The 21,703-nt window shown below is 66.5% G+C and carries 25 protein-coding genes; 7 read left to right on the plus strand and 18 right to left on the minus strand.

Going from position 1 to position 21,703, the window contains the following annotated elements:
- Positions 1–13: 13 nt before the first annotated feature.
- Positions 14–1,165 (minus strand): MFS transporter, encoded by a 1,152-nt coding sequence (locus M2395_RS00520; RefSeq protein WP_011062322.1) that lies wholly within the window; start codon positions 1,163–1,165, stop codon positions 14–16.
- 241 nt (positions 1,166–1,406) lie between these two features.
- Here M2395_RS00520 and M2395_RS00525 point away from each other — a divergent pair, with 241 nt between their 5' ends.
- The 3 genes from M2395_RS00525 (at position 1,407) to M2395_RS00535 (ending at position 3,823) form a co-directional block, all read left to right on the plus strand.
- Positions 1,407–1,877 carry an Lrp/AsnC family transcriptional regulator gene (locus tag M2395_RS00525; RefSeq protein WP_011062321.1) on the plus strand — a complete coding sequence of 157 codons (471 nt, stop codon included), beginning with the start codon at positions 1,407–1,409 and terminating at the stop codon, positions 1,875–1,877.
- 181 nt (positions 1,878–2,058) lie between these two features.
- A complete protein-coding gene (locus tag M2395_RS00530) occupies positions 2,059–3,054 on the plus strand; it encodes a DeoR family transcriptional regulator (RefSeq protein ID WP_053152801.1) in 996 nt (331 codons plus the stop codon).
- Positions 3,055–3,163: 109 nt separating this feature from the next.
- A complete protein-coding gene (locus M2395_RS00535) occupies positions 3,164–3,823 on the plus strand; it encodes a hypothetical protein (protein WP_077934522.1) in 660 nt (219 codons plus the stop codon).
- Positions 3,824–3,836: 13 nt separating this feature from the next.
- On the opposite strand, the gene codA is transcribed toward M2395_RS00535, so the two are convergent.
- The 16 genes from codA to M2395_RS00615 form a co-directional block, all read right to left on the minus strand.
- On the minus strand, positions 3,837–5,093 hold the full coding sequence (gene codA, locus M2395_RS00540) for a cytosine deaminase (RefSeq protein ID WP_053152795.1): 1,257 nt from the start codon (positions 5,091–5,093) through the stop codon (positions 3,837–3,839).
- A gap of 170 nt (positions 5,094–5,263) precedes the next feature.
- On the minus strand, positions 5,264–6,535 hold the full coding sequence (codB, locus tag M2395_RS00545) for a cytosine permease (protein WP_011062316.1): 1,272 nt from the start codon (positions 6,533–6,535) through the stop codon (positions 5,264–5,266).
- A gap of 172 nt (positions 6,536–6,707) precedes the next feature.
- On the minus strand, positions 6,708–6,905 hold the full coding sequence (locus tag M2395_RS00550) for a helix-turn-helix transcriptional regulator (protein WP_015636377.1): 198 nt from the start codon (positions 6,903–6,905) through the stop codon (positions 6,708–6,710).
- A complete protein-coding gene (locus M2395_RS00555; RefSeq protein ID WP_015636376.1) occupies positions 6,902–7,276 on the minus strand; it encodes a hypothetical protein in 375 nt (124 codons plus the stop codon). The genes M2395_RS00550 and M2395_RS00555 overlap by 4 nt, the downstream gene beginning before the upstream one ends.
- An 86-nt stretch (positions 7,277–7,362) precedes the next feature.
- A complete protein-coding gene (locus M2395_RS00560) occupies positions 7,363–7,986 on the minus strand; it encodes an NUDIX hydrolase (RefSeq protein ID WP_015636375.1) in 624 nt (207 codons plus the stop codon).
- Positions 7,987–8,087: 101 nt separating this feature from the next.
- Positions 8,088–9,059: an oligopeptide/dipeptide ABC transporter ATP-binding protein gene (locus M2395_RS00565; RefSeq protein WP_015636374.1), complete on the minus strand. Its 972-nt coding sequence runs from the start codon at positions 9,057–9,059 to the stop codon at positions 8,088–8,090.
- On the minus strand, positions 9,056–10,051 hold the full coding sequence (locus tag M2395_RS00570) for an ABC transporter ATP-binding protein (protein ID WP_011062311.1): 996 nt from the start codon (positions 10,049–10,051) through the stop codon (positions 9,056–9,058). Before M2395_RS00570 ends, M2395_RS00565 begins: the two co-directional genes overlap by 4 nt.
- Entirely contained in the window at positions 10,048–10,947 is a 900-nt protein-coding gene (ddpC, locus tag M2395_RS00575; protein WP_015636372.1) for a D,D-dipeptide ABC transporter permease, read from the minus strand. The genes M2395_RS00570 and ddpC overlap by 4 nt, the downstream gene beginning before the upstream one ends.
- A 1-nt stretch (position 10,948) precedes the next feature.
- Positions 10,949–11,965 (minus strand): ABC transporter permease, encoded by a 1,017-nt coding sequence (locus M2395_RS00580; RefSeq protein ID WP_011062309.1) that lies wholly within the window; start codon positions 11,963–11,965, stop codon positions 10,949–10,951.
- A gap of 118 nt (positions 11,966–12,083) precedes the next feature.
- Positions 12,084–13,658 (minus strand): ABC transporter substrate-binding protein, encoded by a 1,575-nt coding sequence (locus tag M2395_RS00585; protein ID WP_019095855.1) that lies wholly within the window; start codon positions 13,656–13,658, stop codon positions 12,084–12,086.
- A 148-nt stretch (positions 13,659–13,806) separates the two neighbouring features.
- Positions 13,807–14,364 (minus strand): D-alanyl-D-alanine dipeptidase, encoded by a 558-nt coding sequence (ddpX, locus tag M2395_RS00590; protein WP_015636370.1) that lies wholly within the window; start codon positions 14,362–14,364, stop codon positions 13,807–13,809.
- A 32-nt stretch (positions 14,365–14,396) separates the two neighbouring features.
- Positions 14,397–15,257: a MurR/RpiR family transcriptional regulator gene (locus M2395_RS00595; protein ID WP_123430449.1), complete on the minus strand. Its 861-nt coding sequence runs from the start codon at positions 15,255–15,257 to the stop codon at positions 14,397–14,399.
- Between the two features lie 140 nt (positions 15,258–15,397).
- Entirely contained in the window at positions 15,398–15,904 is a 507-nt protein-coding gene (locus tag M2395_RS00600; protein ID WP_011062305.1) for a nucleoside 2-deoxyribosyltransferase, read from the minus strand.
- Between the two features lie 17 nt (positions 15,905–15,921).
- Entirely contained in the window at positions 15,922–16,374 is a 453-nt protein-coding gene (locus M2395_RS00605) for a GNAT family N-acetyltransferase (protein ID WP_015636367.1), read from the minus strand.
- 83 nt (positions 16,375–16,457) lie between these two features.
- On the minus strand, positions 16,458–16,814 hold the full coding sequence (gene queD, locus M2395_RS00610) for a 6-carboxytetrahydropterin synthase QueD (RefSeq protein WP_011062303.1): 357 nt from the start codon (positions 16,812–16,814) through the stop codon (positions 16,458–16,460).
- Between the two features lie 129 nt (positions 16,815–16,943).
- A complete protein-coding gene (locus M2395_RS00615) occupies positions 16,944–18,023 on the minus strand; it encodes a patatin-like phospholipase family protein (RefSeq protein WP_123430450.1) in 1,080 nt (359 codons plus the stop codon).
- A gap of 161 nt (positions 18,024–18,184) precedes the next feature.
- On the opposite strand from M2395_RS00615, the gene M2395_RS00620 reads away from it, so the two are divergent.
- Genes M2395_RS00620 through M2395_RS00635 form a run of 4 tightly spaced genes read left to right on the plus strand, consistent with a single transcriptional unit; the run spans position 18,185 to position 20,788 of the window.
- The gene (locus M2395_RS00620) at positions 18,185–18,493 is read left to right on the plus strand and encodes a PepSY domain-containing protein (protein ID WP_011062301.1); all 309 of its coding nucleotides are present in this window, start codon (positions 18,185–18,187) and stop codon (positions 18,491–18,493) included.
- Positions 18,493–18,810: a PepSY domain-containing protein gene (locus M2395_RS00625; protein ID WP_011062300.1), complete on the plus strand. Its 318-nt coding sequence runs from the start codon at positions 18,493–18,495 to the stop codon at positions 18,808–18,810. The genes M2395_RS00620 and M2395_RS00625 overlap by 1 nt, the downstream gene beginning before the upstream one ends.
- Entirely contained in the window at positions 18,810–19,478 is a 669-nt protein-coding gene (locus M2395_RS00630) for a response regulator transcription factor (RefSeq protein WP_041119167.1), read from the plus strand. The genes M2395_RS00625 and M2395_RS00630 overlap by 1 nt, the downstream gene beginning before the upstream one ends.
- The gene (locus tag M2395_RS00635; protein ID WP_123430451.1) at positions 19,475–20,788 is read left to right on the plus strand and encodes a sensor histidine kinase; all 1,314 of its coding nucleotides are present in this window, start codon (positions 19,475–19,477) and stop codon (positions 20,786–20,788) included. Before M2395_RS00630 ends, M2395_RS00635 begins: the two co-directional genes overlap by 4 nt.
- A gap of 58 nt (positions 20,789–20,846) precedes the next feature.
- Here the strand turns inward: M2395_RS00635 and M2395_RS31705 are convergent, their stop codons facing one another.
- A complete protein-coding gene (locus M2395_RS31705; RefSeq protein ID WP_375538785.1) occupies positions 20,847–21,602 on the minus strand; it encodes a methyl-accepting chemotaxis protein in 756 nt (251 codons plus the stop codon).
- Between the last annotated feature and the right edge of the window lie 101 nt (positions 21,603–21,703).

Consider the following 21,703-nt stretch of genomic DNA (forward strand, 5'->3'; position numbering starts at 1 on the left):
CTGCTTCAGTGGCTCAGACCTTGAGTACCTTGCCGCTGGCGGCCACTGCCAGCAGCAGGACGGCGATCAGGCCGAAGGCCGCGCTCAGGCTGCTGCCATGGGCAATGAAGCCGATCACCGCCGGCCCGGCCAGGATGCCGGCGTAACCCAGGGTGGTGATGGCCGGCACGGCGATGCTTTCGGGCATGACGTTCTGCTTGCCCACGGCGGTGTAGAGCACCGGCACTATGTTCGAGCAACCCGCGCCCACCAGGGCATAACCCACCAGCGCCGCCTCCCAGGCCGGGGCCAGGGTCGCCAGCAACAGGCCAGCGGCGGCCGTGGTGCCGCCGATGATGATCACCCGGCGCGCGCCCAGGCGATGGACGATGGCATCGCCCGTCAGGCGGCCCAGGGTCATGGTCAGGGCGAAGGCGGCGTAGCCCAGGCCGGCGTAGGCGGCATCCAGGTCGCGCTCGGCGGTGAGGAAGACCGCGCTCCAGTCCAGCACCGCGCCTTCGGCGAGGAACACCACGAAGCACAGGCAGCCGATGAACAGCACCACACCATGGGGCACGGCAAAGGCCGGGCCCGAGCTCTGGCTGCCATAGGGCAGCATGTGCGGCGCGGCCTTGAGCAGCGCCAGCAGCATCAGGGCGATCACCACCAGGGTCGCGCCCAGTGGCGACAGGCCCAGGCCGAGCAGGGCGCTGACCCCCGCGGCGCCGACGATCCCGCCCAGGCTGAACAGCCCGTGAAAGCCCGACATCATGGTCTTGCCGCTGGCCCGCTCGACAATCACCGCTTGCAGGTTGACCGTGGAATCCACGCCGCCCAGCCCGGCGCCGAACATGAACAGCGCGGCCATCAGCAGCGGAATCGAGGTCAGGGTGGCCAGCAAGGGCAGGGCCAGGCAGATCAGCAGGGTGCCGCCGGCCATCACTTTGCGGCAGCCGAAGCGCCCGGCCAGGGCGCCGGCAATCGGCATCGCAAGGATCGAACCCACCCCCAGGCACAGCAGCAACAGGCCCAGGGTGCCTTCGTCGAGCCCGGCCCGGGCCTTGGCGTAGGGCACCAGCGGGGCCCAGGCGGCAATGCCGAAGCCGGCGATGAAAAAGGCGATGCGCGTGGACATCTGTTCGAGGCGGCCGGGGGTGGCCTGGAAGTGGGTGTTGCTGGCAGTCATAAAAATCCTTGGCGATCGAACTCGCTGCCGGCCGCCTGATGCCCCCATGGCGTGATGGCGGCCGGGTGGGGATTGTGACAAATCTGGCCCTCGAAGGTTGCAGAAATCCGCAGCGCAGTGCTTCTGCACAGGGTTGCGGGTGAAATAAATTTGCGCAGGCCGGCGGTTTGTTTCGCATAATCGGCGGCTGTGCACAAAAACGTTGCAGTGCGTGCCGTTCCTTCCCGGAGTTTTCCTGCCCATGAATGCCAGCCTCGACGCCTACGACCTGAAGCTGCTCGCCGAGCTGCAACGTGACGCCAGCACCGCGCAAAGCGAGCTGGGGCTGCGGGTCAACCTGTCCACCGCGGCGGTCAACCGGCGGCTCAAGCGCCTCTGCGACGAGGGGGTGATCGAGCGCTACAGCGCCATCGTCGCGCCGGACGCCCTGGGGCACGAACTGAGCATCATCGTCGAGGTGCAAGTGGAGAGTGAGCGCATCGACCAGATCGACGCCCTCAAGCGCAACTTCCAGGCCTGCCCCCAGGTCCAGCAGTGCTACTACGTGGCCGGCGAGTGCGATTTCGTGCTGATTTTCTGCGTGCGCAACATGGCCCAGTACACCCAGCTGACCCGCGAACTGTTCTTCGACAACCCCAACGTCAAGCGCTTCAAGACCCTGGTGGCGATGAACCGGGTCAAGGTCGGCCTGGAAGTGCCCACGGCCGGCTGAGGTTCAGGGGGCCTGCGGGGCTTGCCCGAGAAAGCCACGAACCCAGGGGCTTCTGTGGCAGGTGGCGTCGGCTGGGGTACCGCGCACAGGTCGTCTTGCCGGCCTGAGCCGGTGTTGTCCTCTGGTCGAGCCGCCGGTTTCTCCGTAATGTCAGCGGCTCGGTTTTCCAGGAGGCGGTGTGATGGCGGCGTTCTACGATGCACGGGGCAACATCTATGGGGTGGTGACACCCGCGCGGTTGCGCAGCCTGGGGGTCGCCTTGCCCGGCAGCGCCGCGCAGGCCGCGCGGGACCGGCGCTTGTGGAGCGAGCAGGCCATCGCCGCCCTCTGTGACTGGGCTCCGGGCACCCGCCCGCCGGGGGCCAAGGCCCACCGTAGCGACGGTCTGCTGGTGGGGCCGTTCCAGGACGTGGCGCCCTTCGATCTGCTGATCGTCAACACCGACGGCACCCTGGCCGAGCGCAGTGGCAATGGTTTGACGATCTTTTCCCAGGCCCTGGCCGAGCAGGGGTTGCTGGCCGAGCAGGGGCCAACCCTGTTGCAGGTGCACCATGACCAGCCCACCGGTACCTCGCCGGTGGCCACCGTGGTGGAGCCGGCCCGGGTGGCGGGGGTGCCAGGGTTCTGGCTGGACCTCGGCCAGCCGTCCTTCGGGCCCGAGGCGGTGGCCGCCATTGGCGTCGAGGCGGTGACCTTGAACGGTCGCGAGCTGAGCCGGGTGGCACCGTTGCAGGCACTCGACCCGCGGTGGGAGCACAGCCAGTTCGTGCGCATCGGCAACCCGCACTGCGTGACCCTGCTGGAGGATGCCGAGGCCTTGCCCGGCAACCCGCAGATGCTCGAAGCGCCACTGGCCGAAGGGCTGACGGCCACTGCTTTTGCCTTGCCCCTGGGCAGCGGCGAACCCTGCCCGGCGGGGGTCAACCTGCAATGGGCGGCGCGGGAATCGGCGCAGCGCATCGTCGCCCGGGTGTTCGAACGCGGCGAAGGGCCGACCGCCTCTTCGGGCACCAGCGCCAGCGCCGTGGCCAGCGCGGCGTGGCGGGTGGGCTGGGTCAAGGCCGGACGGGTCGAAGTGCTGATGCCGGGCGGCACCGCGCCCTTGATGTTGCAAGAGACCGACGGGGTGTTGACCCGGGTGAGCCTGTTCGGCACGGCGCTGGCACTGGCTGAGTGAGGACGCCGGAGTCGCGGTGGCGGAGTGCAAAACGGCTGGAGTTTCTATAGCGTGGCGGCAGTTGCGGCTGGTCGCTCGATACAGCCCACATTTACCGAAAGGACTCGACATGCAAAAAAGAACGCCTCGCCGAGCTTTGCTCAAAGGCACGGTTATGGCCCTGGGGGCTGCGGTCGCTGGCAGCCTTGGCGGCTGTCTGACCAGCAGGCTGTACGAAAGCCGGGCCAGCAATGAGGTCTATACGGAAACCGTCAGCCAGTTCTACATCACGGCGGACGCGAAGAGCTTCGTCATTCTTGGCAAGCAGTATCACTACTTCGTGATGGTCGATCCTGAGTTGCTGAAGGCCATCAAGTCGGACCTGCATGGGAAAATGCAGGCCGAGTTTTCGCAGATCCTCGTCAATGCGTGGCAGAACCTGGAGGGTGAGCTGGTCCTGAGGATACCCGGGCTGGACCAGCTCGACGCCCAGCAGATCGATGCAGCCCAGGCTTTGGGCTTCGTTGTTGCAAGGTCGCAAAACGCCCTGTTGCACCGCTATGCCATTCGCGGAAGCCGCTTTGAGTCCAAGCGGGATATCAGCGCCTATCCGGCCAACGCGTTGAACAGCACCTACACCCTGAATTTCTCGGCGTACCGGGAGAAGAGCAAGGTCGGCCAGGTGTTGCTGACGCCGGTTACCCTCACCGCAGACGGTGTATTGACGATCCTCGCCCTGCCGCTGTTGCCGCTGGCGTTCATGGGGGCCCAGCCGTTTCGGGTCAAGTAAGCATCGCCACGGGTCAGTCGCCGGCCAGTTGCACCTGGGCCATCTGCCGTTGCATCAGCACTTTGCCGTGGCGGATGGAGTACAGCGCCAGGCCCTGGCTGCGGATCATTTCGTAATCGCTGTCGGCAGACAGGATCAGCAGGTTCGCCGGGCGACCTTCTTCGATGCCGTAGCGCTCGCCCAGGGCCAGGGCCTTGGCGCTGTTGTCGGTGACCAGGTCGAGGGCGTTCTGCAAGTTGCGGTAGCCGAGCATGTGGCAGATGTGCAGGCCGGCTTCCAGTACCCGCAGGATGTTGCCGTTACCCAGGGGGTACCAGGGGTCGACAATCGAGTCCTGGCCGAAGCACACGTTCATCCCGGCCTCCAGCAGCTCATTGACCCGGGTCACGCCGCGGCGTTTCGGGAAGCTGTCGAAGCGCCCCTGCAGGTGGATGCTTTCGGTGGGGCAGGAGACGAAGCTGATGCCCGAATGCCCCAGCAGGCGGAACAGCTTGGCGCAGTAGGCGTTGTCGTAAGAGCCCATGGCGGTGGTGTGGCTGGCGGTGACCCGGGAGCCCATGCCCCGGCTGCGCGCTTCTTCGGCCAGCACTTCAAGAAAGCGCGAATGCGGGTCATCGGTTTCGTCGCAGTGCACGTCCACCAGGCACCCGCTGCGTTCGGCCAGGTCCATGAGGAACTTCACCGAGCTCACGCCCTGGTCCCGGGTGTATTCGAAGTGCGGAATACCGCCCACCACATCGGCGCCCAGGCCAATGGCCTCTTCCATCAGCTCGCGGCCGTTGCGGAACGATTCGATGCCTTCCTGGGGGAAGGCGACGATCTGCAGGTCGATCAGGTGCGCGCTTTGCTCGCGCACTTCGAGCATGGCCTTGAGGGCGGTGAGGTCCGGGTCGGTGACGTCGACATGGGTGCGTACATGCTGGATGCCGTGGGCGGCCAGGGCGCGGATGGTCTTGTGGGCGCGGGCGCGGGTGTCTTCGGCGGTGATGGTGGCCTTGCGTTCGCCCCAGCACTCGATGCCTTCGAACAGGGTGCCGCTCATGTTCCAGCGCGGCTCGCCCGCGGTGAGGGTGGCGTCCAGGTGAATGTGCGGTTCGACGAAGGGCGGCACCACCAGGTTGCCGCCGGCATCCAGGTGCTCGGGGCCGAAGGCCGGCGCGGCGGTGGGGGCGTCCGGGCCCTGCTGGACGATGCGGGCGATGCGGCCGTTTTCCAGGTGCAGTTGGTGCAGGCCTTCACGGTGGCGCAGGCGGGCGTTGGTGATCAGCATCGGAGCGGTTCCTCGGGTCGGGCAATCAGCGGTTCAGCCGTGGGATCCGGGCGGCGGCCCTTGTCCCTCGGTCATTGGGCTGTGCTTCAACCGGTACCGGTCGAAGCAGGCAGGTGGTTCGGGGCGGGTCATGATAGACCCGGAACGCGCCGGGAGGGCAAGGCCCGGGTTCAGGCCCGGGCGTCGAGGGTGGCGCTGGTGCGGGCGCCGAGCCAGGCGCTGAGCAGGACATAGCTCAGGCTTGCTACGCCGATGCCCACCAACGGCGCGACCCAGGGCGAGCAGAAGGCCGCCAGGGTGCCCAGGCCATAGGCGGCCAGGCCCGGCCAGTTCCAGGCCGGCAACTGGCTGTCGGCCAGGCGCGGGTAGCGGCCGCGCCAGCGGTAGAAGAAGTCCGCCATGATCACCCCGCCAATCGGCGGAATCACCGTGCCCAACAGGATCAGGTAGGGCACCAGCAGGTCGTACATGCCGAGCATCGCCAGCAGGGTGCCGATCAGCGCGCCCACCAGGGTCACGGTCTTGCGCCGGTCGGTGCGCAACAGGTTGCAGCCGGCCACGGCGAAGTTGTAGATGGTGTTGTCCTGGGTGCTCCAGATGTTCAACAGCAGCATGGCCATGGCCGCCATGGCAAAACCCTGGAGCAGCAGCACTTCGACCACGTCCGGCTGCTGGTAGACGATGGCGCCGTAGGCACCGATCAGCACCATCAGGCCGTTGCCGATAAAGAAGCCGATCAGGCTGGCGCTCACCGCCACCCGCGCCGAGCGGGAAAATCGGGTCCAGTTGGTGGCCTGGGTGGCGCCGCTGACGAAGGTGCCGAACACCAGGGTGATGGCGCTGGAGAGGTCCAGGCTGGCGCTAGGCGTGACCCCCAGCAAACCGTCGAGGCCGCCGATCTGCCGGGTGGCCACCCACATCGACAGCAGCAACAGCAGGCCCATGGCCGGCACCGCGATCCAGGACAGGATCTCCAGGCCGCGATAACCGATGTAGGCGGTGGCGCAGAAGGCCATGCCGAACAGCAGCATCAGCCCCAGTACCGCACCCGGATCCAGCTGGAAATACTTGCCCAGCACCACCGCGGCGGTGGCGGTGCCCCAGGCGTACCAGCCGATCTGGGTGAAACCCAGGATCAGGTCGCTGAGCTTGCTGCCCCGTTCGCCGAAGCAGAAGCGCCCCATCAGCACCGTGTTCAGCCCGCTCTTGAAGGCGATGTAGCCGAGGCTGGCGGCGTAGATCCCCAGCAGCAGGTTGCCGACGAGGATCACCACCAGCAGGGTGGTGAAGTCGAAGGCCACCCCCAGCTTGCCGCCGGCGAACATGGTGGCAGTGAAGAAGGTGAAGCCCAGCAGCACCATGGCCATGGAGGCCAGGCCCTTGCGGGCGTGCTGCGGAACTTCGCTCAAGGGGTAGTCGTTGCCGGGTTCGTGCTGGGTCATGGGCCTGTCCCTGGTCGCAGTGATGCCACGCTGTTGCAGGCGCCGTGCCAATCCTTGACGGCAGGGCCGGGCGCCCCAGCAGTTATAGCCGATGCCCGTGCCCCTGCACCGGGTGCCTGTGGCCCGGGGGCGAAAGCGGTGCACCCTTGGGCCAGATTGGTTCACCGGCGGTTCAGTCCTCGTCGGGGCTGAAAATGCTTTCGATGGGCAGCTGGAAGGCCCGGGCAATCTTGAACGCCAGGGGCAGGCTGGGGTCGTAGCGCCCGGTCTCGATGGCATTCACCGTCTGCCGTGACACCTCGAGGCGGGTGGCCAGTTCGGCCTGGGACCAGCCTTGCCGGGTGCGCAGTTCGCGCAGTTGGTTGTTCATCGGTAGCGCCGCACGCCGGCCACCGTGGCCAGGGCCCAGACCAGGCCCATCACGGGCCATACGTAGAACATCGAGAGCCGGGGCAGGCCGGCGGTTTCCAGGAAGCCGTAGCTGAAGGTGATCAGCGCGGTGCAGACAAAGGACAGGCCCAGGGCTTCGAGCTGGATGCGCCGGGCCAGTTCGTCCATGCGTCGCAACTGGCGCATCACCGCCAGGGCCATGGCCACCATGGGGATCACCGGCACCAGGGCCAGGGCGATCTTGCCCGGGCCCGGGTTCATGTCCGCCAGCCAGTGGCTGCTCAGCAGCACGCAAGCGATGTAGGCCAGCAAGGCCAGGCCGAATTCCCTGAAATAGCGTTTGGTGCCCATGGGCGATCTCCTTTTAGTAAAGTGTCCTTTACATTAGGCGGGGCGCTTTTTCATGTCAAGGGTGCTTTACATCGGCGCCGTCACGCTCAGTCGAAGAGGGCCACGCTGCGCCGGCCTTCGTGGAAGTCGAAGGCCTCCTGGATATCCCGTTCCACGGTGCGTCCCAGGGACAGCGGCGGCAACTGGTCCGGGGCGAAGAACGCCGCGTCGCTGGTTTCGCTGCCGGCCATCGGGGCCTCGGCGTCTTGCCGTTCGCAGAGGAAGTAGAGCTTGTAGAAGTCCCGGTGGTCGGGCTTGTAGGGCCCCTTGGCCTTGTGCCGCAGGCCGTACAGCTGGCGCACCGAAACCTGCAGCCCGGCTTCTTCGTGGACTTCCTTGATGATGTTCTGCGCCGCCGACAGGCCCACATCGGCGTAGCCCCCGGGCAGGGCCCAGAGGCCGTCGTGCTGCTCGCGCACCAGGAGGATCTTGCCGTCCTCGATCAGCGCGCCGCGCACTTCCACCATCGGCGTCGAGTAGCGCTGGGCGAAGTCCGAGACCAGTTCGTTGATGCGTTCCAGGGGCACGTTGCCCAGCTGCGCGAGCATGTCGTGGGCGATCTCGGCGACTTCCTGGTAGCGCTCGCGATCATGCACGTCGCGGCAAAAATGCAGGCCGGTGGAGGCGATGGCTTGCAGGCGTTTGGCGTGGGTCAGCCAGCTGCTTTCCATGAGAGAGGTTCCTGCAACGTCAGAGAGAAGGCGCTTGTTTTAAGCCCTGGGCGCGCTGGGAGCAAGCACCACGCCGTGGTCGGCGGCGTGGCGCGGTGGGATCACCCGGTGAGCTGTTGCCGATGGCAACGCACTTGCTGCGTCGCATCGCCCAGCAGCTGTTGCGGCAGCTCGCAGCCCGGGCCGCGGCGGCTGCAGCGGTCGAAGAAGAAACAGCCGGCGGGCAGCTTGCGGTTGCCCGGCAGTTCGGTGGGCGCCGAGAGCTGGCTGTCCGCCAGGGGCGCACCGAGGCGCGGCACCGCCTCCAGCAGCAGTTGGGTATAGGGGTGGCGCGGGCGCTCCAGCACCTGTTCGGCGCTGCCCAGTTCGACGATCTGCCCCAGGTACATCACCGCCACCCGGTCGGCCATGTGCCGGACCACCGAGACGTTGTGGGAGATCAGCACGAAGGTCAGGCCGCGGCTGCGTTGCAGGTCCGCCAGCAGGTTGAGGATCTGCGCCTGCACCGAGATGTCCAGGGCCGAGGTCGGCTCGTCGAGGACGATGATGTCCGGGTTCGACGCCAAGGCCCGGGCAATGGCGATGCGCTGGCGTTGGCCGCCGGAGAACTGGTGCGGGTAGCGCTCCAGGTATTCGCCGCGGATGCCTACCTGCTGCGCCACCTTGGCGGCGATTTCGCGCATCTGCGCCACCGGGGTGTTGCCCAGGGCGAACAGCGGCTCGGTGATGATCTTCCAGATCGGCAGGCGCGGGTCGAGGGACGACTGCGGGTCCTGGAACACGATCTGCACGTGGCTGTGGCGCTCGCGGTCGCTGGCGTAGGCCCAGCGCAGGTCGCCGCTGCTGGGCTTGACCAGGCCCATGAGCAGTTGCGCCAGGGTGCTCTTGCCGCAGCCGGATTCGCCGACGATGCCCAGGGTTTCCCCGGGGCGCAGTTCCAGGTCGATGCCGTTCAGGGCATGGGCGAAGGCCCGCGGCCGGCCCAGCCAGTCGTTGCTCAGGGGAAAGCGCACCTGCACATCGTTGAGGCGCAGCAGCGGCTCGCTGCCGGCTCGGGGTTGCGAAGCATTCATTGGGCGGACTCCGGGGCAGCCAGCCAGCAGGCGCTCTTGTGCTGCTGGCTGGCGTTGATCGAATGCAGCGGCGGCCGTTGGGCACACACCGCCATGGCCTGGCTGCAGCGCTCGCGGAAGGTGCAGCCGCCGGGCAGGTGGGCAAGGTTGGGCACCTGCCCGGGAATGGTCAGCAGCGGCTCGCCGGGGCGCACTTGCTCCGGCAGGCCGCTGAGCAGGCCGCGGGTGTAGGGGTGCTGCGGGTCAAGCATGACCTGGGCAGTACTGCCTTGCTCCACCACGGCGCCGGTGTACATCACATAGACCCGGTCGCAGAACTGCGAGACCACCGCCATGTCGTGGGTGATCAGCAGGATCGCGGTGCCCCGTTGCCGGGCTTTCTCGCGCAGCAACAGCAGCACCTGGCGCTGCACGGTCACGTCCAGGGCGGTGGTGGGTTCATCGGCGATCAGCAACTGCGGGTCGCAGGAAAACGCCAGGGCGATCATCACCCGCTGGCGCATGCCACCGGACAGCTCGAAGGGGTAGGCCTGCAGCACCTGCTCGGGGTCGGCGATGTGCATGTCGCGCAGCAGGTCGATGGCCTTGGCCCGGGCCTGTTCCTGGCTCAGGCGCTGGTGATGGATGATCACGTCGAGCATCTGCCGGCCGATGCGCCGGGTCGGGTTGAGGGCAGTCATCGGCTCCTGGAAGATCATCGCCGCATCGCGGCCGCGGATCTGCAGCAGCTGTTTTTCCGGGGTGGCGAGCATGTCGCGGCCCAGCAGGCTCAGGCTGCCGGAGGTGATGCGGTAGCTGCGCTCGGGCAGCAGCCGCAGGCTGAGCATGGCGGTCACCGACTTGCCCGAGCCGGATTCGCCGACCACGCCGACGATTTCCCCCGGGTTGACGTGCAGCGACACGCCGTTGAGGGCCTGCACATTGCTGCGGTAGGCGGGGAATTCCAGGCTCAGGTTGTCGATGTTGAGAACGGCGGATGAGCTCATGGTCATTTCCCCTGTTGCCGTGGGTCGAGCAGGTCACGGATGCCGTCACCCAGCAGGTTGAAACCGGTGGCGGTGAACAGGATCGCCAGCCCGGGAAAGGTCGAGTACCACCAGTTGTCGAGGATGAAGTTGCGCCCGGTGGCCACCATCGCCCCCCATTCGGCGGTGGGCTGCTGCGCACCCAGGCCAATGAAGCCCAGGGCCGAGGCCATGAGGATGGCGCTGCCGATGTCCAGGCTCAGTTGCACCAGCAGCGGCGGCATGGCGTTGCGCCCCACGTGCCAGCTGACGATGTGCCAGCGCCCGGCGCCGTAGGTCTGGGCCGCCTTGACGTAGCCCATCTGGCGGATGCTCAGGGCCTGGCCCCGGGCCAGGCGCACATAGAACGGAATGCGTACCAGGGTGATCGCCAGCATGGCGTTGAACAGGCTCGGGCCCAGGGCGGCGGCCAGGGCCATGATCAGCACCAGCGATGGCACCGAGAGCATGATGTCCATCAGGCGCATGATCAGGCTGTCGAAGCGCCCGCCGATGATCCCCGACAGGCAGCCCAACAGGCCCCCGGCCAGGCACGAGGCGAAGGCCACGAACAGGCCCACGCCCACCGACTGGCGGCTGCCGTGGAGCACCCGGCTGAACAGGTCGCGGCCCACTTCGTCGGTGCCGAACCAATGGGCGGCGCTGGGAGCGGCCAGGCGCTGGGCCAGGTTCAGGGCATTGGGATCATGGCTCGACAGCCAGGGGGCGAAGGCCATGCACAGCAGCACCAGCAGGGTCATGCACAGCCCGGCGATGGTCAGCGGGCTTTGCCGCACGCGGTAGCCCAGGTAGGCCAGGCGGGTGCGCCAGCCGCTGGCCTGCGCGGTGGGTTGTGGCAGGGGAATGTTCAAGGGAGCGGACATCTCAACTTACCTCGCCAATGCGCGGATCGATCACCCGGTACAGCAGGTCGATCGCCATGTTCAGCAGCACATAAATGAACGACACCAGGATCGCGAAGCCCATCACCGCCGGGAAATCCAGGGCCTGGATCGACTTCACCACGTAGGCGCCCATGCCCGGCCAGGCGAATACCGTTTCGGTCAGCACCGCGCCGTACAGCAAATCGCCCAGGGTCAGGCCGAGCACCGTCACCGAGGGGATCAGCGCGTTGGGCAGGGCGTGGCGCAGGATCACCGCCCAGCGCGACAGGCCGTAGGCCCGGGCGGTGCGGATGTAGTCCTCGCCGAGTTGGTCGAGCATGGCCGAGCGGATCTGCCGCGCCACCACCCCGAGGTTGACGAAGCCCAGGGTCACTGCCGGGAGGATCAGGTGCTGCAGGGCATTGAGGAACAGCGGGATGTCCCCGGCCAGCAGCGAGTCGATCAGGTAGAAGCCGCTGACCGTGGGCGGCGGCTCCAGGCCTTCGTCCAGGCGCCCGCTGCCGGGCAGCCAGCCGAGGTGGCCGTAGAACAGCACGATCAGCCCCAGCCCCAGCCAGAACGCCGGGGTGGAAATGCCGGTGACCGCCAGGGTGCGGGCGATCTGGTCGATGAAGCGGTTGTGATAGACCGCCGACAGCACCCCCAGCGGCACCCCCACCAGCACCGACAGCAGCAGGGCGGCCAGGGCCAGCTCCAGGGTTGCCGGGAAGAAGCTCTGCAGGTCCTCCAGCACCGGGCGGCTGGTGCGGATCGAGGTGCCCAGGTCGCCGTGCAGCAGGTCGAGCATGTAGCGCCCGTACTGCTGGTACAGCGGCAGGTCCAGGCCCAGCTGGTGGCGGATGTTCTGCACGATGGCATCGCTGGCCCGGTCGCCGGCGATCAGCCGCGCCGGGTCACCGGGAATCAGGTGCGAGATGGTGAAGGTAATCAGCGAAACCCCGACCACGACCAGCAACAGGCCGAGCAGGCGTTTGCGCAACATATTCAGGAAGGCCATGAGGCAACCTCGTTAACGCTTGACGAACGGCAGGGGGCACGACGGCCCCTCGCCGGGGACACGGCAACCCGGCGCCACCCCGTTTCAGGGGCCGGCGACGGGGAACGCAGGGCCGGTCCTACTTGCTGATTTCGGCGATGTTGAACACCTGTTCCAGCATCGGGTGGAACACGTAGCCCTTCACCGAATCGCGCATCGGCAGGCTGTAGTTCTTCTGGTACAGGTAGGCGTAGACGTTGTCCTTGAGGACGATCTTCTGCGCCTTCTGGTACAGCTCGATGCGCTTGGCGGTGTCGTTGGTGGCCGCCGCTTCGCGGATCAGGCTGTCCACCTCGGGGTTGCTGTAGAACGAGCGGTTGCCCGGCAGGCCCTGGAGGCTGGAGTCGAACCAGAAGTTCATGAACATGTAGGGATCGGCGAAGTCCGGGCTCCAGGAGCCGATGGCCACGTCGTAGTCGCCCTTGCCCACCCGTTCACGCATGGTGGCGTTGGCCAGTTTCTCCATCTTCAGGTTGATGCCCAGGGGCGCCAGGCCCGCTTGCAGGGTCAGGCCGATGGACTCCCAGTTGGCGTCCTTGTCCGAGTAGAGGTAGGTCAGGTTGCTGATTTTCTGCGGGACCTTGGCCAGGCTGGCCTTGGCGCCGTCGAGGTTCTGCTGCATCAGCGGCAGGCTCGGGTCGTGGGCCCACATGCCGTCGGGGATCGGCCCGTTCATCAGCTTGGCCTGGCCCTTGAGGATGCCGTCGACGATGCCCTTGTAGTCGATGGCCTGGACCAGTGCCTGGCGCGCTTCGACGTTGTCCAGGGGCGCACGCTTGTTGTTCAGGTACAGGTAGTTGACCCGCAGCGAGGGGAAGGTCTGGATCACGATGCCTGGCTTGCCGGCCAGGGTGCCGAGCTGGTCTTCGGGCATGTCCTCGATGATGTCCAGGTCGCCGCGTTCCAGTTGCAGGCGGCGCACAGAGGCCTCGCTGATGATCTTGATCACCACCTTGTTCAGGCTCGGCTTGGGGCCGGCGTAATAGCTGTTGGGTTCCAGCGTCAGCGCCTGGCCCTTCTGCCAGTTGCTCAGGCGGAAGGCCCCGGAGCCGGCGGTGTGGGTCGAGAGGTAGGCGTTGACGTCCTCGCCCTTGTTGGCCACGTCCGGGTTGATGATGCCGCCGCCGTTGTGGGCCAGGGTGTAGAGGAAGGGCGCGTAGGGTTTCTTCAGGGTGAAGCGCACGGTCAGCGGGTCGACCACGGCCACGCTCATGTCATCCGGGAAGGCGCCGGACGGGCCTTGCTTGAGTTGCATCAGGCGGTCGAAGGAGAACTTCACCGCGGCGGCGTCCACCGGCTTGCCGTCGTCGAACTTGTTGCCCGGCTTGAGCTTGAAATCCCAGGTCAGGTTGTCGGCGGAGGTGCTCCAGCTCTCGGCCAGGTCGCCCTGGACTTCGGTGCTGCCTTTGCCGTTCTCGACCTTGTAGGTCACCAGCTTCTGGTAGGCCGGGTAGGTCACGGCCCAGTCGTTGTTGTCGATGGTCACGGCGGGGTCGAGGGTCTGCGGGTCGGCGGCCTTGCCGATCATCAGGGTGTCCTTGGGCGCGGCGGCGCTGGCTGCCTGCCACGCGCCCAGGCTCAGGGCGGCGCACAGCAGGGACAGGGCGACACGGGTGGACAGACGCACATCAGGGTGATTGCGGTTAGGGGTCATGCCGGTTTCCTTGATCATTCGATGTTGGGAAGTTCGTCAGGTTTTTTATAAAAGCTATAACCGGGCAGTTGTTGCTGAAGCAGTGTTGCAGTAGGACCGGCTTGGGGCAGTTAGCTGCCTGTTGTTGTGGCCGGTGGGGAACGGGAAATCAGTGTTCGAAGGGCTGGTCGTGCTCCTGGATCAGGGGAAAGTCCTCGGCGTTGGGCAGCTCGTAGTGCCACCACTCGGTGGGGATCGCCTCGAAGCCGGCGCTGAGCATGATCCCCAGCAGCATCAGGCGGTTGCGCTGCACCTGGGGCGGCAGGTCGCTGTAGAACTGGTGCGACTTGGGCTCCATGGCGTCGAAGGCGGTGCCCATGTCCAGCGGCTCGCCGGTTTCATCCACCAGGGTCAGGTCCACGGCCACGCCCCGGGTGTGGTGCGAGCCCAGGCGCGGGTCGCGCACGTAGTCCGGGTTGGGCAGGGCCTGCCACAGCAGGTGCTGGGCGTAGGCCGGGCGGTAGGCGTCGTAGATGCGCAGGCCCAGGCCGGCCATGCGTGCCAGCTGGCTGGCCTTGTACAGGCAGGCGGCGGCGTCCTTGTGCAGCAGGCAGCGGGCGTTGCGATAGATCACCTGGCCGGCCAGGTTGTCGGCGCTGGCGTAGATCAGGTCGATCTGAAGCTGATGGCGCTGGGCGTCGATTTCGACAAGGGGGCTGTTGTTCACTCACTCACTCCATCTGGGTTAACGCTTGAAGGTCAGGACTCGAACTGGCCGAAGGCTTCCTGCAACTGTCGGTTCTTGGCCAGGCGCTGGTCCAGGCGCTCGCCATAGCCCTCGGCCACGGCGGACACCATCAGGTTGAACAGGCAGGTCAGGGGCGCGAGGGAATCCCAGAACTGGCCGACATCGGTTTTCAGTTGCAGCAGGTCCAGCGGGTAGTCCCGGGCCCAGGGGCACTGCAGGTCGGTGACCAGGGCCAGGGGCAGGGCGTTGGCATTGGCCACTTCGCAGAAGGTCTGGGTGATGCTGGAGTAGGCGCGAAAGTCGGAGATGATCGCGTAGGGCTTGGCAAAGCCGGAGTTCAGGGTCTCGGCGTAGATGCCTGAAAGCCCGTCCACGTAGTAGACCTTGGGCCGGATGTATTCCAGGTGGCTGTGGAAGGCGTTGAGGATGCCCCGGGTCGACTGGATGCCGATGATGAACACCGCGTCGGCCTCGACGATCTGTTGCACGATGGCGGCGAAGTGCTGGCTGCGGGCCAGGCCATAGACATGCTGGATGGCCTCGATCTCGCGATGCATCGAGCGCTCCAGGGCATCGTCCTGATGGGCTTCGCTGCGAAAGGCGCCGAGCCGATCGGTGATCAGCCAGGAGGCCGGGGCATCGCCGCGCAGGCCTTGCTTGACGTCATCCAGGTTGCGATAGCCCAGCGAGCGCAGGAAGCGCCCCACGGAAATCCCCGTGGTGCCGGCTTGCTGGGCGATGCTGTCGGCGGTCTCGAAGGGCAACTGCTGGAGGTTGGCCAGCAGGTAGGTGGCGATGCGCTTGCCGGTGGGGGTCAGGCTTGCAAACTGCTGTTCCAGGGTGACTTGGAAACTGTTCTTGTCCATGACCATCTCGCCGGGCGTTCGCTGGAAATGTTATTTGTGTTTCATTTTTGTATCTCGTGTTAGAAACATAACATCGGCTTTCGCGACAAGACAAGGCTTTTGTCCGGGGTGGTCGTTTTCGGCAGAAAGTGACGTTGCCGGCTATCTCAGCCCGATGGAGGGGAAGCGCTCAGCCAGCACCCGAGGTCGAAGATGGCGGCTTCCACACTGCTGCTGCGGCCGCTCCAGCTGCAGGCCAGCATCAGGTTGCGCGGCAGGTTGAAGTCCTCCACCGCAAAGCCCTGGGCGTCGCGCCCGGCGTGATCGTGGGGCACCTGCCGGCGCAGGGTGGCGGGGCCTTCGAAGTAGGCCCACACCGGTTTGCCCAGGGCGACCGCCGCGCCCACTTCGAAGGCGGTGCCGGAATCCGGCTCCAGGCCGCGAAAGTCATTCAGGTTGGCCAGCAATGCATCGCAGCCGCGGATCATCTGCAGGTTCTGCCGGTAGATCCACTGCGCGGTGGCTTCTGGCGTGAGGCGAGGTGGCGCCTGGTTATCCAGGGGAAACAGGCCGTGCAGGCCCTGGGCGCTGCACAGTTGCTTGAGGTATTCGCCATGGGCCGGGGCGTCGGCGCGAAACACATCGAAGCCGGCGAGGTAGATACGTGGAGGCATGGAGAGGGCTCCTGGGTTCAGTCCAGTGGCTTGCTCATGTACACCCGGTGCAGGCCGTGCTCCACGGCGCGGTGGGTTTCCACGTAGCCGTGGCGGCTGTACAGGGCGATGTTCTCGCTCATGGCTGCGTTGGTGTACAGGCGCACGCAACTGTGACCGGCGGCCACGGCCTGTTGTTCGGCAAAGGCCAGCAGTTGCCGGCCATGGCCCCGGCCCTGTGCCTCGGGGTGGACCGCCAGGTTGTCCAGCAGCAGGGCTTGATGGGCGTCCAGCAGGACAACGAAACCGGCGATTGCCTGTTGCTCCTCCAGGACCCAGACCTGCCGGGCCAGCACCAGGCACGAATAGTCTTCGAGCATGGGCGCCGGTTCCCGGCCGATCCGCGCGATATAGGGCGCATAGGCGCGCTTGGCGATGCCTTCGATGGCGGCGAGGTCGGGCAGGGCAGCGGGGCGAATGGTCGGCGGCATGGGCGCGAGTGCTCGGGTAACGGCGGGGTGGGGCAATCATAGGCATAAAAAAACCACCCCGTGGGGTGGTTTCTTCGGCGGGCTTATTCGCCGCGGTAGATGCAGCCGCTGGTGCAGGTTTCGTGGATGCGGATCGCACTCAGCTCCGGCAGCAGGGGCTTGAGCTCATTCCAGATCCATTTGGCCAGGACTTCGCTGGTGGGGTTTTCCAGGCCGGGAATGTCGTTCAGGTAGTTGTGGTCCAGGCGCTCGTACAGCGGCTTGAAGATCGCCTTGATTTCCGAGAAGTCGCGGATCCAGCCGGTGTGTGCGTCGACCTCGCCACTGAGGTGGATCGCCACCTTGAACGAGTGGCCATGGAGGCGGCCGCACTTGTGGCCCTCGGGCACGAAAGGCAGGCGGTGGGCGGATTCGAAGGTAAATTCTTTGAAGATTTCCACAGTGTCGGTCAGCTCTGTCAGATGGCTATCGCCCGGGGGCGAGTTGAGGCAGGCGGCGAGTTTATCAGCTTGCCCCGGCGCTTGCGGAAAAACCCTGACTAAAGGGTCAGTGCGCGGCCTGGGGCAGCCTCACAGGCTTTGCAGGCGTTCGCCCAGGCGATTCTGCGCCGCCAGTTCGCGGAATTCGTCGCCCAGGCGCTGGCTTTCGTCCATGGCGCTGCGCCAGTATTTTTGCCGGCCGGCGTCATCGCCCATGAAGCGCTTGAAGTCGTTGCGGTCCGGCAGCTTGCCGTAGGGCAGGCGCGCCAGGTATTCCTTCGATGGCGCCAGCAGCAGTACGTCGCGCAGGCGCTCCGGGCTGGCCCGGCGCCAGGGCAGGGTCTTGTCGAACCAGCCGGGGATCACCCGGTCGGTGAAGTGCGGGTAGAGCACGATGTCGCTGCCGCTGTAGGGCAGGTCCAGGTGGTAGTCCAGCAGGCCGCCGTCGCGGAAGGTGCCGGCCCCGGCGCCGGGCAGTTCGCGCACGCCCTGCATGACCATGGGGATCGAGCCCGAGGCCAGCAGCGCCTGGCGCAGGTTGCCGCGGTCCAGGGGCACGAAGCGCGAGGGGAAGTCTTCCAGGGCGTGCAAGGGCGGGGCCAGGCGCGGGTCGTGCAGCACCAGGCGCTCGAAGTGCCGGGCCAGGCGCGCTCGGCCCCGCAGATTGTCGGCGATCACCGAGGACAGCCCCAGGCCGAGGCGCCCGCGATGGTCGTCGGCGAGCAGGCCGTGGCTTTTGACCACCATGATGTTCAGCCGGTAGTGAGGGTTGTCGAGGATCGAAGCGTCGCGGCCGTCCAGCAGGTCCTCGAGCATGCGCCGGGAGCTCTGGCTGATCTGCGCCATGGTCACGCCCTTGGCAAAACTCTGGGCGTTGTACAACTGGCCGAGGCGGCGGATGCCTTCGGCGGCGTCCGGCAGGCAGGCGCTGGCGAAGCGCCAGGAACCCACCGAGGCGCCGATCAGCGAGCGTTCCCGGGGCGCCGATGGCAGCCATTCACCGAACAGCGCCAGGTCCAGGCCCTGGATGCCCAGGGCCTTGGGGCCGCCGGCGGCGCCGGGCAAGGTGCCGACTTCACGGGGGTGCAGGCCTTGCTGGCGGATGCGGGCCAGGGCGCGGGGGCCGGCCTTGAGGGTCAGGGCGGGAAACTTGATATGGATGGCGGTCATACCGGGCTCACTCTTGAATCAGCCGCCGAGTATAGAGACACCTGGGGCCGCGGGCCGAGTGAAACCTGTGTCAGACCCATGCTGGCCATTCAGTTTCAATTAAGTTGCCTTGGGTATGGTCTGCGGCATCGGCCTTTGGCCACCGACTTTGGAGAACTGCCATGAAGACCCTTGCCGCGCTGTTCGGCGCCAGCCTTGTCGCCCTGACCGCCAGCCTGGCCCACGCCCGCGACCTGGGGCCGGACGAAGCCCTGAGACTGCGCGACGCTGGTACCATTGTGTCCTTTGAAAAACTCAATGCCACGGCCCTGTCCCGGCATCCTGGGGCGAGCATCAGTGAAACCGAGCTGGAAGAAGAGTACGGCAAGTACATCTACCAGGTTGAACTGCGCGACCCGCAGGGGCTGGAATGGGACCTGGAACTGGACGCCGTGAGCGGCCAGGTACTCAAGGATCATCAGGACACCTAATGAACCGCACTCTGCGCACCGCCGGCAGCCGTGCAGCCCTGGCGCTGCTGCTGTTCTGCTCCCTGGCCATGGCCCGCGACCTGGACCAGGACGAGGCCCTGCGCCTGCGCCAGCAAGGGGTGATCCTGCCCCTGGAGCAACTGCTCAAGCAGGCCATGGACCGTTACCCCGGGGCCAAGCTGCTGGAGGCCGAGCTGGAAGAAAAGCACGATGTGTACATCTATGAAGTCGAGCTGTTGACTGTGGACGGGGTGGTTCGCGAGCTGGACCTGGAAGCCGCCACCGGGCGTTTGTTGAAAGATGAGGAAGACGACTGATGCGCCTGCTTGTGGTGGAAGACCACGTATCCCTGGCCGATGAACTGCTTGAAGGCCTGAACCGCCAGGGCTATGCCGTGGACTGGCTGGCCGACGGCCGCGACGCGCTGTACCAGGGCGCCAGCGAACCCTATGACCTGATCATCCTCGACCTCGGCCTGCCCGGGGTGCCGGGCCTGGAGGTGCTGCGAAAGTGGCGCGCCGATGGCCTGGCAACGCCGGTGCTGGTCCTCACCGCCCGCGGCTCCTGGGCCGAGCGCATCGAGGGGCTCAAGGCCGGCGCCGACGATTACCTGAGCAAACCGTTCCATCCCGAAGAGCTGCACCTGCGGGTCCAGGCCCTGCTGCGCCGCTCCCATGGCCAGGCCAACCAGCAGACCCTGCAGGCCGCCGGGCTGCACCTGGACGAGGGCCGGCAATGTGTGGTCCGCGACGGCCAGGATGTCTTGCTGACCGCTGCGGAGTTCCGCCTGTTGCGCTATTTCATGCTGCACCCGCAGCAGATCCTGTCCAAAAGCCACCTGGCCGAACACCTCTACGACGGTGAAACCGAGCGCGATTCCAACGTCCTCGAAGTTCACGTCAACCACCTGCGGCGCAAGCTGGGTCGCAGTGTGATCGAAACCCGCCGCGGCCAGGGTTATCTGTTCGGCGGAACCACTTCGTGAGATCGATCCAGCGCCGCCTGAGCCTGGGCCTGATCACGGTGATGGTGGTGGTCGGGCTGGTGCTGGCGCAGACCAGCCTCTGGCTGTTCGAGGTGGGCCTGCAACGCTACCTGGAAGCCGGCCTGCGCAACGACAGCGAGAGCCTGCTGCTGGCCCTGGTGCGCGGCCCTCAGGGGCTGCAGCTGGATGAACGGCGTCTGTCGCCGGCCTACCAGCGGCCGTTTTCCGGGCACTATTTCCGTATCGATTTTGCCGATGTGCACTGGCGCTCGCGCTCACTGTGGGACCAGGAACTGCCGCAACTGGAGCGCGCCGGCCTGCAGGGCAACCTGCAACTGGGGCCGGAGGGCCAGCAACTGCTGGTGCTGCGCAGCGACTACAAGCGCCTCGGGCAGTCGATCTCCATCAGCGTGGCCCAGGACTACACCCCGGTGCGTGAAAGCTTCCAGCGCATGCGCCAGATCGGCCTCGGGCTGGGGCTGGCCGGGCTGCTGCTGATCCTGCTGCTGCAACGCCTGACCGTGCGCCGCGCCCTGCGCCCGCTGGAATCCGCCCGCGAGCAGATCGCCCAGTTGCAACAGGGCCAGCGTTCGCAACTGGATGCCCAGGTGCCGGTGGAACTGGAGCCCCTGGTGGCGCAGATCAACCACTTGCTGGCCCATACCGAAGACAGCCTCAACCGTTCCCGCAATGCCCTGGGCAACCTGGGCCATGCCTTGAAGACCCCGTTGGCGGTGCTCCTGAGCCTGGCGTCGAGCCCCAGGCTCGACGGCCACCCCGAGGTGCGCAGGATGCTCCAGGAACAGTTGGAGCAGGTGCAGCAGCGCCTCAATCGCGAACTCAACCGCGCGCGGCTGGCGGGGGATGCGCTGCCCGGGGTGCTGTTCGAGTGCGATGCCGAGCTGCCGGGGCTCCTGGCGACCTTGAACATGATCCATGGCCAGCACCTGGAACTGAGCTACCAGGCGCCACCGGGGCTGCGCCTGCCCTGGGACCGGGAAGACCTGCTGGAGCTCTTGGGCAACCTGCTGGACAACGCCTGCAAATGGGCGGATGCCCAGGTGCGCCTGAGCGTGGAAGAGCGGCCGCAGGGCTTCTGCCTGGCGGTGGACGACGACGGCCCGGGCATTCCCGAAGCGCGGCGCGATGAGGTATTCGGCCGGGGCACGCGCCTGGATGAACAGACCCACGGCCACGGGCTGGGCCTGGGCATCGTGCGCGACATCGTCGACGCCTGCGGTGGAACCCTGAACCTGGGGGAAAGCGAGTGGGGCGGCTTGCGGGTAGAGATCGAGCTGCCCAGACGCTGAACTTGCCGGGCGCCAGGTTCGGCGCCCGTGATGGCTATCGCAGCCTGCGGCAGCGGGGTCAGACGCGGAACTGGTCCATCAGGCTCTGTTGCTGGTTGGCCAGGCTGTTGAGCGACTGGCTGACCCGCGCCGATTCATTGGCCTGCTCCGACAGCGATTCGGTGACATCGCGAATGGTCGCCACGTTGCTGTTGATCTCTTCGGCCACCGCGCTCTGCTGTTCGGCGGCGCTGGCGATCTGCAGGTTCATGTCGCTGATCACGGTTACCGCATCGCCGATCTGGCGCAGGGCGGTGACCGCCTGGCCCACTTGTTCGACGCTGCCCTGGGCCTGGCGATGGCTGTTGTTCATCGAACCCACCACCTCCCGCGTGCCGTTCTGCAGTTGCTCGATCACCTGGCGGGTTTCTTCCACCGACTCCTGGGTGCGCTGGGCCAGGTTGCGCACCTCATCGGCCACCACCGCGAAGCCGCGGCCGGCTTCCCCGGCGCGAGCGGCTTCGATGGCCGCGTTCAAGGCCAGCAGGTTGGTCTGCTCGGCGATGGCGCGGATCACTTCCAGCACCGAACCGATCTGCTCGCTGTTGGCGGCCAGGCCTTCGACCTGGGTCATGGCGGCGCTCATGTCGGCGGCCAGCAAGTCGATGCTGCGGGTGGTGTGGTCGATCACGTTCAGGCCCTGGCGGGTGGCCTGGTCGGCATCCCGCGCGGCCTGGGCGGCCTGGGCCGCGCTGCGGGCCACGTCCTGGGCGGTGGCGCTCATTTCATGGGAAGCGGTGGCCACCTGGTCCACCTGGCGATACTGCTGCTCCATGCCGGCGCTGGTCTGGGTGGCGATGGCCGAGGACTGGTCGGCGGTGCCGCGAGCGTCCTGCACCGAGCGTTTTACCTCGGCGATGATCGGCTGCAGCTTGT

The organism is Pseudomonas sp. BIGb0176, from assembly GCF_024810175.1.
GTDB classification, from domain to species: Bacteria; Pseudomonadota; Gammaproteobacteria; order Pseudomonadales; family Pseudomonadaceae; genus Aquipseudomonas; species Aquipseudomonas protegens.